Annotated in this window: 15 protein-coding genes and 1 pseudogene; 13 read left to right on the top strand and 3 right to left on the bottom strand. The window is 63.5% G+C overall.

Going from position 1 to position 14,136, the window contains the following annotated elements:
- A partial coding sequence (locus P8Y64_11685; protein ID MEJ2061126.1) for an NUDIX domain-containing protein occupies nucleotides 1-198 on the bottom strand: 198 nt, incomplete at its 3' end.
- 130 nt (nucleotides 199-328) lie between these two features.
- Here P8Y64_11685 and icd point away from each other — a divergent pair.
- The 3 genes from icd to clpA all read left to right on the top strand — a co-directional run bounded on the left by icd (nucleotide 329) and on the right by clpA (nucleotide 4,472).
- Nucleotides 329-1,585 (top strand): NADP-dependent isocitrate dehydrogenase, encoded by a 1,257-nt coding sequence (gene icd / locus P8Y64_11690; GenBank protein ID MEJ2061127.1) that lies wholly within the window; start codon nucleotides 329-331, stop codon nucleotides 1,583-1,585.
- Between the two features lie 283 nt (nucleotides 1,586-1,868).
- Complete coding sequence (gene clpS, locus P8Y64_11695) at nucleotides 1,869-2,189, top strand: ATP-dependent Clp protease adapter ClpS (GenBank protein MEJ2061128.1); 321 nt, start codon at nucleotides 1,869-1,871, stop codon at nucleotides 2,187-2,189.
- Between the two features lie 12 nt (nucleotides 2,190-2,201).
- Complete coding sequence (gene clpA / locus P8Y64_11700) at nucleotides 2,202-4,472, top strand: ATP-dependent Clp protease ATP-binding subunit ClpA (GenBank protein MEJ2061129.1); 2,271 nt, start codon at nucleotides 2,202-2,204, stop codon at nucleotides 4,470-4,472.
- A gap of 72 nt (nucleotides 4,473-4,544) precedes the next feature.
- Here clpA and infA read toward each other — a convergent pair whose 3' ends face one another.
- Nucleotides 4,545-4,763, bottom strand: coding sequence for a translation initiation factor IF-1 (gene infA / locus P8Y64_11705; GenBank protein MEJ2061130.1), 219 nt, complete (start codon nucleotides 4,761-4,763; stop codon nucleotides 4,545-4,547).
- 160 nt (nucleotides 4,764-4,923) lie between these two features.
- On the opposite strand from infA, the gene fabD reads away from it, so the two are divergent.
- The 10 genes and pseudogenes from fabD to P8Y64_11755 all read left to right on the top strand — a co-directional run bounded on the left by fabD (nucleotide 4,924) and on the right by P8Y64_11755 (nucleotide 13,492).
- The gene (fabD, locus tag P8Y64_11710; GenBank protein MEJ2061131.1) at nucleotides 4,924-5,874 is read left to right on the top strand and encodes an ACP S-malonyltransferase; all 951 of its coding nucleotides are present in this window, start codon (nucleotides 4,924-4,926) and stop codon (nucleotides 5,872-5,874) included.
- Nucleotides 5,871-6,614, top strand: coding sequence for a 3-oxoacyl-ACP reductase FabG (gene fabG, locus P8Y64_11715; protein ID MEJ2061132.1), 744 nt, complete (start codon nucleotides 5,871-5,873; stop codon nucleotides 6,612-6,614). Before fabD ends, fabG begins: the two co-directional genes overlap by 4 nt.
- 213 nt (nucleotides 6,615-6,827) lie before the next feature.
- Nucleotides 6,828-7,064, top strand: a complete 237-nt coding sequence (gene acpP / locus P8Y64_11720) for an acyl carrier protein (protein MEJ2061133.1) — start codon at nucleotides 6,828-6,830, stop codon at nucleotides 7,062-7,064.
- 99 nt (nucleotides 7,065-7,163) lie between these two features.
- Entirely contained in the window at nucleotides 7,164-8,402 is a 1,239-nt protein-coding gene (gene fabF / locus P8Y64_11725) for a beta-ketoacyl-ACP synthase II (protein MEJ2061134.1), read from the top strand.
- A gap of 26 nt (nucleotides 8,403-8,428) precedes the next feature.
- The gene (locus tag P8Y64_11730; protein MEJ2061135.1) at nucleotides 8,429-9,775 is read left to right on the top strand and encodes an aminodeoxychorismate synthase component I; all 1,347 of its coding nucleotides are present in this window, start codon (nucleotides 8,429-8,431) and stop codon (nucleotides 9,773-9,775) included.
- Nucleotides 9,772-10,494: pseudogene (gene pabC / locus P8Y64_11735) on the top strand (aminodeoxychorismate lyase). Before P8Y64_11730 ends, pabC begins: the two are co-directional and overlap by 4 nt.
- A gap of 25 nt (nucleotides 10,495-10,519) precedes the next feature.
- Entirely contained in the window at nucleotides 10,520-11,500 is a 981-nt protein-coding gene (gene mltG, locus P8Y64_11740) for an endolytic transglycosylase MltG (protein MEJ2061136.1), read from the top strand.
- A 5-nt stretch (nucleotides 11,501-11,505) separates the two neighbouring features.
- Nucleotides 11,506-12,138 (top strand): dTMP kinase, encoded by a 633-nt coding sequence (gene tmk / locus P8Y64_11745; protein MEJ2061137.1) that lies wholly within the window; start codon nucleotides 11,506-11,508, stop codon nucleotides 12,136-12,138.
- Complete coding sequence (locus tag P8Y64_11750; GenBank protein ID MEJ2061138.1) at nucleotides 12,135-13,139, top strand: DNA polymerase III subunit delta'; 1,005 nt, start codon at nucleotides 12,135-12,137, stop codon at nucleotides 13,137-13,139. Before tmk ends, P8Y64_11750 begins: the two co-directional genes overlap by 4 nt.
- A gap of 11 nt (nucleotides 13,140-13,150) precedes the next feature.
- Complete coding sequence (locus P8Y64_11755; protein ID MEJ2061139.1) at nucleotides 13,151-13,492, top strand: PilZ domain-containing protein; 342 nt, start codon at nucleotides 13,151-13,153, stop codon at nucleotides 13,490-13,492.
- A 6-nt stretch (nucleotides 13,493-13,498) separates the two neighbouring features.
- On the opposite strand, the gene P8Y64_11760 is transcribed toward P8Y64_11755, so the two are convergent.
- Nucleotides 13,499-14,136: 3-hydroxyacyl-CoA dehydrogenase family protein (locus tag P8Y64_11760; protein MEJ2061140.1), on the bottom strand; the 638-nt coding region annotated here is incomplete at its 5' end.

The following is a 14,136-nucleotide window of genomic DNA, read 5'->3' on the forward strand; positions in this document are numbered from 1 at the left end:
CAGGTATTTCGGCTGCACGTGCCAGCCGGTTTCCTCCAGCGCTTCGCGCACCGCAGCGGCGGAGAGATTTTCGTCCGGTTCGAGATGCCCGGCGGGCTGGTTGAACACCGCCGCGCCGGTGTCGACTTCCTCCACCATCAGGAAGCGGCCGTCGCGTTCGACGATGCAGGCGACAGTGGCGTGGGGTTTCCAGGTCATGGGGCGCTAGTGTACACGTGGGTAGGGTGCGAATCAGAGTGACCACGCTGATAATGGAATTATTCGCCGCATCGATACGATATAATCGCGGCCTGACACCCGATTCCGAATCCCAGCCAACGGAGACTCCATGGCCTACCAGCACATTCAGGTCCCCGACCATGGTGAGAAGATCACCGCCAACGCCGATTACTCCCTGAACGTTCCCGACCAGCCGATCGTCCCTTATATCGAGGGTGACGGTATCGGCGTGGACATCACCCCGGTCATGAAGCAGGTGATCGACAGTGCGGTGGAAAAGGCCTACGGCGGCAGCCGCAAGATCGCCTGGATGGAAATCTACGCCGGCGAAAAGGCCAACAGCGTGTACGGCGAAGGCACCTGGATGCCGGACGAGACTCTGGAGGCGGTCAAGGAGTACGTGGTCTCCATCAAGGGCCCGCTGACCACGCCGGTGGGCGGCGGCATCCGCTCGCTGAACGTGATGCTGCGCCAGCAGCTCGACCTGTACGTGTGCCTGCGCCCGATCCGCTATTACGAGGGCACCCCCAGCCCGGTGAAGGAGCCGGAGAAGACCGACATGGTCATCTTCCGCGAGAACTCCGAGGACATTTACGCCGGCATCGAGTGGGAAGCGGGCACGCCCGAAGCCAAAAAGGTCGTCGACTTCCTGCAGAACGAGATGGGCGTGACCAAGATCCGCTTCCCCGACACGGCGGGAATCGGCATCAAGCCGGTGTCCTCCGAGGGCACCAAGCGCCTGGTGCGCAAGGCGATCCAGTACGCCATCGACAACGACAAGCCGTCGGTGACCCTGGTGCACAAGGGCAACATCATGAAATTCACCGAAGGCGCCTTCAAGAGCTGGGGCTATGAGCTGGCCCGGGAGGAGTTCGGCGCCAAGGAAATCGATGGCGGTCCCTGGTGCAGCTTCAAGAATCCCAGGACCGGCAACGAGATCGTGGTCAAGGACGTGATCGCGGACGCCTTCCTGCAGCAGATCCTGCTGCGTCCGGCCGAGTACAGCGTGATCGCCACCCTTAACCTGAACGGCGACTACATCTCCGACGCGCTGGCCGCCCAGGTCGGCGGCATCGGCATCGCGCCCGGCGCCAACCTGTCGGACACGGTGGCCATGTTCGAGGCCACCCACGGCACCGCGCCCAAATACGCGGGGCAGGACAAGGTGAACCCCGGCTCGCTGATCCTGTCTGCAGAGATGATGCTGCGCCACATGGGCTGGAGCGAGGCAGCCGACCTGATCGTCAAGGGACTGGCCGGCGCCATTTCGGCCAAGCAGGTGACCTACGATTTCGCGCGCCTGATGGACGGCGCCACTGAGGTTTCCTGTTCCGGTTTCGGCCAGCAGATCGTCGCCCACATGTAACACAACCGGCCGGTCCCTCGGTGTACACTGTGACACCAGGGGCCGGAAAAACGGTCCAACCCCGCAGTATCGGCAGCGGGGCAGATGCCCTGCCGCCACCATCATAAAAACCACATAAAAATCATAAGATTATGGGGTAAAGCTAGAAATTACCTCATAACGATGTCCGCCGCGATGGCGCACTGGACAGCTGCGGTATAATCATTTGCAACTTTCGAAAATTCACGATTGAAACCCGGCCCATGCGGCCTAATATTTGATAAGAAGCGACGCTTGAAAACTCATGAGCAAGGAGCGTACAAACACACAAGACCCGGGCCTGGCCGTCGAGGAAGCGCCTCCGAAACTGAAGCGCCCTCCGTTGTACAAGGTCGTGCTGTTGAACGACGACTACACCCCGATGGAATTCGTCGTGCTGGTGCTTGAAAAATTCTTTGGTATGAACCGCGAAAAGGCGACCCACATCATGCTCACGGTTCATACCCAAGGGAAGGGTGTGTGCGGCATCTTCACGCGCGAGATCGCGGAAACCAAGGTTGCCCAGGTCAACGACTTCTCGCGCGAAAATCAACACCCCTTGCTTTGTTCAATGGAAGCGGCGTGACGGTGACAGGCTATGCTGAGTAAAGAGCTTGAATTATCCCTGAACCAGGCCTTCAAACAGGCCCGGGAAAAACGGCATGAGTTCATGACCGTGGAGCACCTGCTGCTCGCGCTCACGGACAATCCGTCAGCCTCGGGCGTGCTGCGTGCCTGCGGCGTCGACGTCGAAGAGCTGCGCCATGAACTGGAACGCTTCATCGACGAAAACACCCCCTTACTGCCGCCCAACGACTCGCGCGACACCCAGCCGACGCTGGGCTTCCAGCGCGTGCTGCAACGCGCCGTGTTCCACGTCCAGTCCTCCGGCAAGAAAGAGGTGAGCGGCGCCAACGTGCTGGTCGCCATCTTCGGTGAACAGGATTCCCACGCGGTGTTCCTTCTCAACCAGCGCGACGTGTCGCGCCTGGACGTCGTGAATTACCTCTCTCACGGCATCTCCAAGGTGGGCGACGATCTGACAGGGCAGGAAAGCGCCCCCGTCGACGAGAGCGAACTCGAGGAAGGCGTCGAGCCGCAAACCAAGCCGCTCGACCAGTACGCCACCAATCTCAACGAGCAGGCCCGTGCCGGGCGCATCGACCCGTTGATCGGGCGCGAGGCGGAGGTCGAGCGCACCATCCAGATCCTGTGCCGCCGACGCAAGAACAACCCGCTGTACGTGGGCGAGGCCGGCGTGGGCAAGACCGCCATCGCCGAGGGCCTGGCCAAGAAGATCGTGGACGGCGAGGTACCCGAGATTCTGTCCCACAGCACCATCTACTCGCTGGACCTCGGCGCCCTGGTCGCCGGCACCAAGTACCGCGGCGATTTCGAAAAGCGCCTCAAGGCGGTGCTCGCCCAGCTGCGCAAGGAAGAGGGCGCGGTGCTGTTCATCGACGAGATCCATACCATCATCGGTGCCGGCGCGGCGTCCGGCGGCGTCATGGACGCCTCCAACCTGATCAAGCCGCTGCTGGCCTCGGGCGAGTTGAAATGCATCGGCTCGACGACCTATCAGGAATACCGCGGCATTTTCGAAAAGGACCGTGCCCTGGCGCGCCGCTTCCAGAAGATCGACGTGCCCGAACCGACCCTGGACGAGACCTACGAGATCCTCAAGGGGCTCAAGACCCGTTTCGAGGAACATCATCAGGTCAAATACACCCGCAAGGCACTGCGCGCCGCGGCCGAGCTGTCGGAACGCTACATCACCGACCGCCACCTGCCGGACAAGGCCATCGACGTGATCGACGAGGCCGGCGCCAACCGCCGCCTGCAGCCCGAATCCAGCCGGCGCAAGACCATCACCGTGCGCGACGTGGAAAGCATCGTCGCCAAGATCGCGCGTATCCCGCCCAAGAACGTGTCGTCCTCCGACATCGAGACCCTGAAGAACCTGGAGCGGGATCTGAAGATGGTGGTGTTCGGCCAGGACGAGGCCATCGACAAGCTCGCCGCTTCGATCAAGATGGCGCGTTCGGGCCTGCGCGAGGAAGACAAGCCGATCGGCTCCTTCCTGTTCGCCGGACCGACCGGTGTGGGCAAGACCGAGGTCACGCGCCAGCTGGCCAAGATTCTCGGCATCGAGCTGATCCGCTTCGACATGTCCGAGTACATGGAACGCCACACCGTGTCGCGCCTGATCGGCGCGCCTCCCGGCTACGTGGGCTACGACGAGGGCGGCCTGCTGACCGACGCCGTACTCAAGCACCCGCATGCCGTGCTGCTGCTGGACGAGATCGAGAAGGCGCACCCGGACGTGTTCAACCTGCTGCTGCAGGTGATGGACCACGGCACGCTGACCGACACCAACGGCCGCCAGGTCGATTTCCGCAACGTGATTCTGGTCATGACCAGCAACGCGGGGGCGGAGTCGATCAGCCGCACCTCCATGGGCTTTACCACCCAGGACAACACCTCGGACGCCATGGAAGCCCTCAAGCGCACCTTCACGCCCGAGTTCCGCAACCGGCTGGACGCCATCATCCAGTTCAAGGCGCTGGAGCCGCGCACCATCGCCAACGTGGTGGACAAGTTCATCATTCAGCTCGAGGCGCAGCTCGAAGAGAAGAAGGTCACGCTCATCGTCGAGGACGATGCGCGCGCCTGGCTGGCGGAACGCGGCTACGATCCGATCATGGGCGCACGGCCCATGGCACGCGTGATCCAGGAACACATCAAGAAACCGCTGGCCGAGGAGATCCTGTTCGGACGCCTGCAACAGGGCGGCGAGGCCCGCATCGCCGTGAGCGACGGCGGGCTCAGCATCGAGTACGACGCCGAACAGCTGGAAGCGGAAACCTGAGCCTGAGCGGATTACGGCCGCGCCCGGGCGGGGCGGGTTTGCGGACCCCGTAACGCCGGGCGCGCGGAATCTTTATCGGTTGCGGTAGACGATCCGGCCCTTGCTCAGGTCATAGGGCGTGATCTGCACAGTGACCTTGTCGCCGGTAAGGATGCGGATGTAGTGCTTGCGCATTTTGCCCGAGATGTGGGCGGTCACGATGTGACCGTTTTCGAGCTTGACTCGGAATGTGGTGTTGGGCAGGGTCTCGACGACCGTGCCTTCCATTTCAATGTGGTCTTCTTTCGACATACTTAGGGTGCATCACCCTGGTTGCGGGCCAGCGGGTATTATCGTTATCTGATCTTATAAAACAAGTCCACGCCGTTCGCGCGCGGATAATTTGCCGCAATCAATCGCCTCCAATAAACTACCGGCCCTTCGTATCACCCCAATCACGAAGGGTCTTTGAGTGACACAAAAATTTGCAGCGGTCTTTCCAGGCCAGGGATCCCAATCGCTCGGCATGCTCGTGTCCCTTTCGGACAAGTACGGCCAGGTCCGCGACACCTTTCAGGAAGCCTCCGACACGCTCGGCCAGGACCTCTGGAGTCTGGCGCAGAACGGCCCGGAAGAAGAGCTCAACAGCACCCGCAACACCCAGCCCGTGATGCTCGCCGCCGGTGTCGCGGTGTGGCGTATCTGGCAGGCCAGCGGCGGCCCGGACCCGGTGTTCATGGCCGGCCACAGCCTGGGCGAATACACCGCGCTGGTTTGCGCGGGTGCGCTCGATTTCACCGACGCCGTCTCCCTGGTGGCCGAACGCGGACGCCTGATGCAGTCTGCGGTACCGGCGGGTGAGGGCGCCATGGCGGCGATTCTCGGCCTGGAGGACGCCCAGGTCGCCGAGGCCTGCGAAAAGGCCGCCAAGGGCGAGGTGGTGGAGGCCGTCAACTTCAATTCCCCCGGCCAGGTGGTTATCGCCGGCCAGGCCGCCGCGGTGGAACGCGCCATTGCCGAAGCCGAGGCCCTGGGCGCCAAGCGCGCGGTCAAGCTCCCGGTAAGCGTGCCCTCGCACTGCGAGCTGATGCACGCCGCGGCCGACGAACTGGCGGCCAAGCTCGCCGACGTGAGCATCAAGGCGCCCAGCGTGCCCGTGGTTCACAACGCCGACGTGGCCGCCTATGACGACGCGGACCGGATCCGCGACGCCCTGAAACGCCAGCTTTTCAGCCCCGTACGCTGGGTGGAAACGGTGCGCATGATGACATCGAACGCCGATACGGCCGTGGTGGAATTCGGTCCGGGCAAGGTGCTCGCCGGCCTCAACCGGCGCATCGACCGCGCCATCCCGACCTATGCGGTGGCCGACCCGGACAGCCTCGAAAAGACATTGAACGAAATCAAGGGAGAATCCGCATGAGTCTTGCAGGTGAAATTGCGCTGGTCACCGGCGCCAGCCGCGGCATCGGCCGATCCATCGCCCTGGAGCTGGGGCGGCGCGGCGCCACCGTGATCGGCACGGCCACCAGCGAGCAGGGCGCCGAGGCGATCGCAGCGGCCCTGAGCGAAGCGGGCGTCCAGGGCACGGGCATGGTGCTAAACGTCACCGAGGCCCCCGCCATCGATGCCCTGATCAAGGAAGTGGGCGAACGTTTCGGAACGGTCACGGTCCTGGTAAATAATGCGGGCATCACCCGCGACAACCTGCTGATGCGCATGAAGGACGATGAATGGGATGCCATCATCAACACCAACCTCAGCTCCATCTACCGCACCAGCAAGGCCTGCCTGCGCGGCATGATGAAGGCCCGCAAGGGGCGTATCATCAATATCTCGTCCATCGTGGGTTCCACCGGCAACCCGGGCCAGTCCAACTACGCCGCCGCCAAGGCTGGCATTCTGGGCTTTTCCAAATCGCTGGCGCGTGAAGTCGGTTCGCGCGGCATCACGGTCAATACCGTCGCGCCGGGATTCATCGATACCGACATGACCCGCGCGCTGCCGGAGGCGCAGCGAGAGGCGCTGCTGAACCAGATCGCGCTGGGCCGTCTCGGCCAGCCGGAGGAGATTGCCCGTGTCGTCGCCTTCCTCGCTTCCGAGGATGCGAGCTACATTACGGGCGAGACCCTGCACGTCAACGGCGGCATGTACATGCCCTGAGCACGTCAACCAACATTAACTTGTTGTTGCAACTAATTGATTTAATTCATATTTTATGATCACCCCCCGCACTGGCATCTGGCATGGGAAAAACATTTCCGGGCGGCATGACAGGCGGGGTCGGGCGGTGTAGATTGAGCCGGTGCTTTTCTCTACAATACCCGCCGCAATGAAGCTGTAGATTCCGATCCTAGTAAAGGGGATAACTCGACCATGAGCAATATCGAAGAGCGCGTCAAAAAGATTGTTGCAGAGCAGCTTGGCGCGAAAGAAGAGGACATCAAGAACGAGGCATCTTTTGTCGACGACCTCGGCGCGGATTCTCTGGATACTGTTGAACTGGTGATGGCGCTCGAAGAGGAATTCGAGACTGAAATCCCCGATGAAGAAGCCGAGAAGATCACCACCGTTCAGCAGGCCATCGACTACGTAAACGCTCACTCCAGCTGAGCCTCCCACAGTCGAACCAGACAAACCGCAACCACTAAAGGTTGCGGTTTGTCTTTTGTATCCGCTCGCTAAGAATTATCTGCAGGAAAGGGCTCCACCTTGTCTAAACGTCGCGTTGTAGTGACCGGCATGGGTATCGTCTCGCCGGTCGGATCCACCATTAAGGGGGCCTGGGACAACATCACCGCAGGTCGCAGTGGTATCCGGGCAATCCCGCCCGAAGTTTTCGATGCCTCCGCGTTCAGTGTCCGCATCGCCGGCACGGCTGTGGGTTTCGACGTCAACGACTATCTGCCCGTCAAGGAGCAGAAAAAGATGGACCCCTTCATCCACTACGGCATCGGCGCCGCGGTGGACGCCATGCGTGACGCCGGCATCGAGGTCACCGAAGAAAACGCCGATCGCATCGGCGTTTCAATCGGCTCGGGCATCGGCGGCGTGGGCACCATCGAGCGCAACACCCGAGCCTATCTCGAAGGCGGTCCGCGCAAGATTTCGCCTTTCTTCGTGCCCAGCAGCATCATCAACATGATCTCCGGCAACCTGTCGATCATGATGGGCCTGAAGGGCCCCAACACCGCGCTGGTCACCGCCTGCGCCACGGGCACCCACAGCATCGGCGAAGCGGCCCGCATGATCGGTTACGGCGACGCCGACGTCATGATCGCCGGCGGCGCCGAGATGGCCACCACGCCATTGGGCCTCGGCGGCTTCGCGGCAGCCCGTGCGCTGTCCACGCGCAACGACGAACCGGAACGCGCCAGCCGCCCCTGGGACAAGGACCGCGACGGTTTCGTGCTGGGCGACGGCGCCGGCGTGCTGGTACTCGAAGAGTACGAACAGGCCAAGGCCCGCGGCGCGAACATCTATTGCGAAGTGGTCGGCTTCGGCCTGTCGGGCGATGCCTACCACATGACCCAGCCGGGCGGTGGCGGTGCCGTCCGCTGCATGCACCATGCCCTGCGCGATGCCGGCCTGAACCCCGATCAGGTCGATTACATCAACGCCCATGGCACCTCCACGCCGGTCGGTGACAAGGCCGAAAGCGATTCGGTCAAGGCGACCTTCGGCGACTATGCCCACAAGCTGGCGGTCAGCTCGACCAAGTCCATGACCGGCCACCTGCTGGGCGCAGCCGGCGGCATCGAGGCCGTATTCAGTATCCTGGCGATCCGCGACCAGGTTGCACCGCCGACTATCAACCTGGAGAACCAGGACCCGGAATGCGACCTGGATTTCGTGCCGAACACCGCGCGCGAGATGAAAATCGACGTCGCGCTCTCCAACTCGTTCGGTTTCGGCGGCACCAACGGTACACTGGTATTTCGCAAGATCTGAAGCTTTCCGGGGCTGAATCCCGGCCCCTGATTCATCCGCTCGGGGACAGGCCGAACCTGCTCGAGCTGCATCGCCGACACCCCGAACGCTATCCCGCCTTGCTGCAAAGCGTGCTGCACGGCACGCCGCAGGCGCGTTTCGATATCCTTTTCGCCTGTCCCGGCGAAGCCCTGACGCTCACGACTGCGGGGCTCGAATCACCGTCCGGCATCGCCGCCGCTTCGTTCACCGATGCCCTCGACCGCTGGTGGCAATCGCAGCGTCTCACCATGGAGGACGACAGCGGACTGCCGTTTCGCGGCGGCTGGTTGCTGTTCCTGGGCTATGAGCTGGCAGGCGAGATCGAACCCTGCCTCGACCTGCCCCCCGATCCCGACGGCCTGCCGGTAGCGCTCGCCCTGCGTATCCCGGGCGCGCTCGTCCATGACCATGCACGCGACACGACCTACATCGTCGGCGAGCCGGGCGAAACGGGGCTTGTTCATACTATCCGCTCGGACCTCGGGGCATTGCAGACCCGACCACCGGCACCGCTGCGCGACAACCCGCCGGATATCGACCTTGCCGAGGCGGCGCCGGTGGAATACCTGCAGGGTGTGGAGCACATCAAGCGATACATCCGCGAGGGCGACGTGTTCCAGGTCAACCTGTCGCGCCGCTGGACAGGGGAACTCGAAGCGGGGTATGAGGATGCCGCCCTGTATGCCCGTTTATGCCGCAGCAATCCGGCGCCTTTCGCCGGCTTGTGGCGGCACGAGGATTTCGCCATTCTCAGTTCCTCGCCTGAACGGCTGGTGGCGGTTCGCAATCGCATCGCCTCCACCCGGCCCATCGCCGGCACCCGGCGGCGGGGCGGGGACGAATGCGAGGACGCGGCACTGACGCAGGAACTGACCGCTCACCCCAAGGAGTGCGCCGAACACGTGATGCTGATCGACCTGGAACGCAACGACCTGGGCCGTGTCTCCCAACCGGGGACGGTCGACGTCGACGAACTCATGATCGTCGAGCGTTACGCTCATGTGCAGCACATCGTGTCCAACGTGAGCGGCCGTTTAAGAGACGACGTCACCCCCGGACAGGTGATCCGTGCCCTGTTTCCCGGCGGCACCATCACCGGCTGCCCCAAGGTACGCTGCATGGAAATCATCGCGGAACTGGAAGGCGAGGGGCGGGGCGCCTATACCGGCTCGCTCGGCTATTTGAACCGCAACGGCGACATGGACCTGAACATCCTGATCCGGACCTTCGTCCGGCACGGCAACCGGCTTTCCCTGCGCACGGGCGCCGGCATCGTGGCCGACTCCGATCCCGAGGCGGAACTCCAGGAAACCCGCCACAAGGCCGAAGGGCTGTTACGCGCACTGGCATGAACACGCTGCTCAACGGACAACCGGCGGACGCGCTGAACCTTTCCGACCGAGGCCTGCAATACGGCGACGGACTGTTCGAAACCATCGCGGTACACGGCGGCGAGCCCGCTCGCTGGGATGCCCACATGGCCCGTCTGGCGGAAGGCTGCCGGCGCCTGGGCCTGCCCCTGCCGCCAATGCAAACCCTGCACGAAGAGGCCCTGGGCCTGTGCCGCGATGAGGAACGGGCAGTGCTCAAGCTGATCTGGACCCGCGGCAGCGGCGGCCGCGGCTACCGGCCGCCACCGGATCCGCGGCCGACCCGTATCCTGAGCCTGCATCCCTGGCCCGACCATCCCGCCGCCTATGCGGAGCGGGGCATCGAAGCCTGTATCTGTCAGACCCGCCTGCCGAACGATCCGCTGCTGGCCGGGGTCAAACATCTCAACCGGCTGCATCAGGTCCTCGCGCGCGGCGAATGGCAGGACGAATACCAGGAAGGCGTCATGCTGGATACGCAGGGGCAGGTCGTGGAAGGCACCATGAGCAACCTGTTCATCCTCGACGGGCAGGGCTTTTCCACGCCCGACCTGAGCACCGCCGGGGTTGCCGGCATCACCCGGGCACGTCTCATCGAACACCTGGAAGACTGTAAAATACGCCCCATCATGATCGAGGAATTGCACCAGGCTCGCGCCGTCTTTTTTTGCAACACCATCATCGGCATCTGGCCCGTCAACCGGCTTGCCGGACAGCCACTGACTCGTGGTCGCGGGTGGCGCGGTGACCCTGGTGCGTTATGCGGACACCCGCATCGAGGTGCCGCAAAAGCGTGTCGTCGTGACCGTGGAGCGGGGCAAGACCCTGCGCCAGGTCGCCGCCGAACTGCACCGCCGGGGCATCATCGCCAAACCGCTGCTGTGGCGGCTGCTGGCCCGTCTGCAGGGCAAGTCCGGCCAGATCAAGGCCGGCGACTACGCCATCGAGACCGGCATGACGCCGCAGCTCATCCTGGACCACCTCGTGTCCGGCATCAGCGTGCAATACAGCCTCACCATCCCCGAGGGCTGGACCTATCACGAGCTGATGACCGCGGTGGAGCACGACCCCAATCTCAAACACACCCTGAACCCGGACGACCTGAAAGGGTTGCTCGCCAGACTGGGCGGCCCGGCACAGGACAACCCCGAAGGCTGGTTCTATCCGGACACCTATTTCTTTCCGCGCGGCACGACCGACGTCGAATTCCTCAAGCGCGGCTATGACATGATGAAACGGCGCCTGGACAAGGAGTGGGCCGAGCGCTCCCAGGGCCTGCCGATCAAGACGCCTTACCAGGCGCTGATACTGGCCTCCATCGTCGAAAAGGAAACCGGTGCCAAGGAGGAGCGCCCGATGATCGCCGCGGTGTTCGTCAACCGGCTCGAAAAGGGCATGCGCCTGCAAAGCGACCCCACCGTCATTTACGGCATGGGCAGCAAGTACGACGGCAACATCCGCGTTTCCGACCTGGAACACGACACGCCGTACAACACCTATACCCGCAAAGGGCTGCCCCCCACGCCCATCGCCCTGCCGAGCGGCGACGCCATCCACGCCGTGCTGCACCCGGCGCACAGCAATGCGCTGTACTTCGTCGCCATGGGAGGCGGACGCCACTACTTCTCCGACACTTACGCGGAGCACAAGAAGGCCGTGATCAAATACCTGCTCGGCGGCAACGCCAGCCGCTATCAGGGACACTGAACGTGATGCGCGGACGCTTCATCACGGTGGAAGGCATCGAGGGCGTCGGCAAGTCGACGCATCTCAAGCTCATTGAATCGCTGCTGCAAGCGGCGGGCCTCGAGGTCGTCCTCACCCGCGAACCGGGCGGCACACCGGTCGCCGAGGCCATACGCCGGGTCCTGCTCGATACCGAACTGCCGGCCATGCACAGCGACACCGAACTGATGCTCATGTTCGCCGCTCGCGCCGAACACCTGCGCACCCTGATCGAACCCGCCTTGCAGCGCGGCGCATGGGTCGTGTGCGACCGTTTCACCGATGCCACTTACGCCTACCAGGGCGGCGGCAGGGGACTGGATACAACGCGCATCGCGGCGCTGGAATCCTGGGTCCAGGGGGCGCTGCGCCCGGATTACACCCTGCTGCTGGACACGGACGTGGAAACGGGTCTGTCGCGCGCCCGCAACCGCGGCGCGGCGGCCGACCGCTTCGAACAGGAAACCGTCGACTTTTTCGAGCGCATCCGCGCCGCCTACCTAGCCCTCGCTCAAAAAGAACCGGCGCGGTTTCATGTCGTCGATGCCGGGCGCGACCTGAAGGAAGTCGAAGCGGCGGTGCACGACTTCGTGGCCGGGCTGCTGGAGCAGGCACGGTGAACGCCACACCGTATCCCTGGCAGGAGACGCAATGGACGCGCTGGGAACAACGCGTCCGGCAGGAGCGGGTGCCTCACGGTTTGCTGCTGGCAGGTCCGGCCGGCCTGGGCAAGGCGCATTTCGCGCGCGTACTGGCGCAATCCGCCCTGTGCCTGCAGCCCGACGCGCACGGCCAGGCCTGCGGCAGCTGCCAGGCCTGCCAGTTGTTCGCCGCCGGCACCCATCCCGATTTCCAGTCCCTGACGCTCGAGGACTCCGAAACCACCGGCAAGGAATCCACTCAGATCCGCGTCGACCAGGTGCGCGAACTGGTGGAATTCATGTACCTGAGCCGTAATCTGGATCGCTACAAGGTGGCGATCATCAGCCCCGCCGAGGCCATGAACCGCTCAGCCGCCAACAGCCTGCTGAAAACCCTGGAAGAACCGCCGCCCATGGCGCTGCTGATTCTGGTCAGCACCCAACCGGCCCTGATGCCGTCGACCATCCGCAGCAGATGCCAGCGCATCGACTTTCAAGCGGCCGAAAATTCCGCCGCAACCGACTGGCTGAAAGCGCAGGGCATCGACCGGCCGGAGGAGCTGCTGCACATCGCCCGCGGTGCACCGCTGCAGGCACTGGATCTCGGCGATGCCGAAACCATGGCCTTGCGTCAGCGATTGCTCGATCAGATCGAGGCGGTGATGACCGGCCGCGGCGGCGTGGTCGAGACCGCTGCCGACTGGAAGGAATACGACGACCTCGGCCGGCTCCTCGACTGGCTGACGGCCTGGCTGCGCGACATGCTGCGTTATCGCCAGGCGCCGGAGGCCGATGCCGCGACCGACATCGATCTGGCCCCACGCCTGTCGGCGCTGGCCGAACGGATCGACATCAAAAAGGCATACAGACTCGAAGAGCGAATGCTCGAAGCGCGTCGTCAGATCCATGCCGGCCTGAACCAGGACTTGCTTCGCGAATCAATCCTGTTAAGCTGGCTCTCTGCTATGCGCAGGGCCTAACAGGAGGAAGCATGGCAGCAGGCCAAGGTATTCTTCAGCTGCACATCAAGGACAAGGGCTCGCTTTACGCGGCCTACATGCCTTTTGTGAAAAACGGCGGACTGTTCATCCCGACCAACCGCCATTACAAACTTGGTGACGAAGTGTTCATGCTCCTCACGCTGCTCGAGGAGAAGGAACGCATGCCCGTCGCCGGCAAGGTGGTGTGGATCACCCCGCAGGGTTCGCAGGGCAACCGCACCCCGGGCATCGGTGTGCAGTTCAGCCCGCAGGACAACGGTCAGACCCGCACCAAAATCGAAACCCTGCTGGCCGGCGCGCTGCACTCGGACCGCCCCACCCATACCATGTAATTCCTTTCAGGCGGCGCCGAAACCGGCGTCCGCACTGAACCGTTCTCCATAGCGGTGCGCAAGTTCTTCCAGACGTAGCTTCACCTTGTCGCGACCGCGCGTATTCAGGTAATACAGCGGCCCACCCCGGAAGGGCGCGAAGCCGGTACCGAAAATCACCCCCGCATCCAGCAGGTCGGCTTCGCCGACGATGCCCTCGCGCAGCACGGCGACGGCCTCGTTGATCAGCCGCAGCATCAACCGATCCTCCAGATCGGCACCGCCGTTCGTCTCATGACGCCGTTTGCCGCGCACCGGCTTGCCCTTTTTCCATTCGTAAAAACCGCGCCCGGACTTCCTGCCCAGACGCCCGGCCTCGACCAGCCGGCGCAGGGTGGAGGGCACCTCGCCGCCCAGTTCCTGCGCCAGGATTTCTCCCACGTGCAGGCAGATATCCAGACCCACGGTGTCCGCCAGTTCCAGCGGTCCCATGGGCATGCCGAAGCGCTTGGCCGCCCGATCGATGATGTTGCGCGGCACACCCTCCGATTCGAGCACGATGGCCTCGAGCAGATAGGGCATGAGAATGCGATTCACCAGAAAGCCGGGGGCGCTGCGCACGGGCAGGGGGAGCTTGTCGATACGGCGGGCGAATGCCTGGGCGC

It is taken from the genome of Gammaproteobacteria bacterium (assembly GCA_037388465.1).
GTDB lineage: Bacteria > Pseudomonadota > Gammaproteobacteria > SpSt-1174 > SpSt-1174 > JARRKE01.

Excerpts from the sequence above, each read along its gene's own strand:
- icd (MEJ2061127.1), top strand. The coding sequence starts at position 329 with ATGGCCTACCAGCACATTCAGGTCCCCGACCATGGTGAGAAGATCACC.
- clpS (MEJ2061128.1), top strand. The coding sequence starts at position 1,869 with ATGAGCAAGGAGCGTACAAACACACAAGACCCGGGCCTGGCCGTCGAG.
- clpA (MEJ2061129.1), top strand. The coding sequence starts at position 2,202 with ATGCTGAGTAAAGAGCTTGAATTATCCCTGAACCAGGCCTTCAAACAG.
- infA (MEJ2061130.1), bottom strand. The coding sequence starts at position 4,763 with ATGTCGAAAGAAGACCACATTGAAATGGAAGGCACGGTCGTCGAGACC.
- fabG (MEJ2061132.1), top strand. The coding sequence starts at position 5,871 with ATGAGTCTTGCAGGTGAAATTGCGCTGGTCACCGGCGCCAGCCGCGGC.
- acpP (MEJ2061133.1), top strand. The coding sequence starts at position 6,828 with ATGAGCAATATCGAAGAGCGCGTCAAAAAGATTGTTGCAGAGCAGCTT.
- tmk (MEJ2061137.1), top strand. The coding sequence starts at position 11,506 with ATGCGCGGACGCTTCATCACGGTGGAAGGCATCGAGGGCGTCGGCAAG.
- P8Y64_11755 (MEJ2061139.1), top strand. The coding sequence starts at position 13,151 with ATGGCAGCAGGCCAAGGTATTCTTCAGCTGCACATCAAGGACAAGGGC.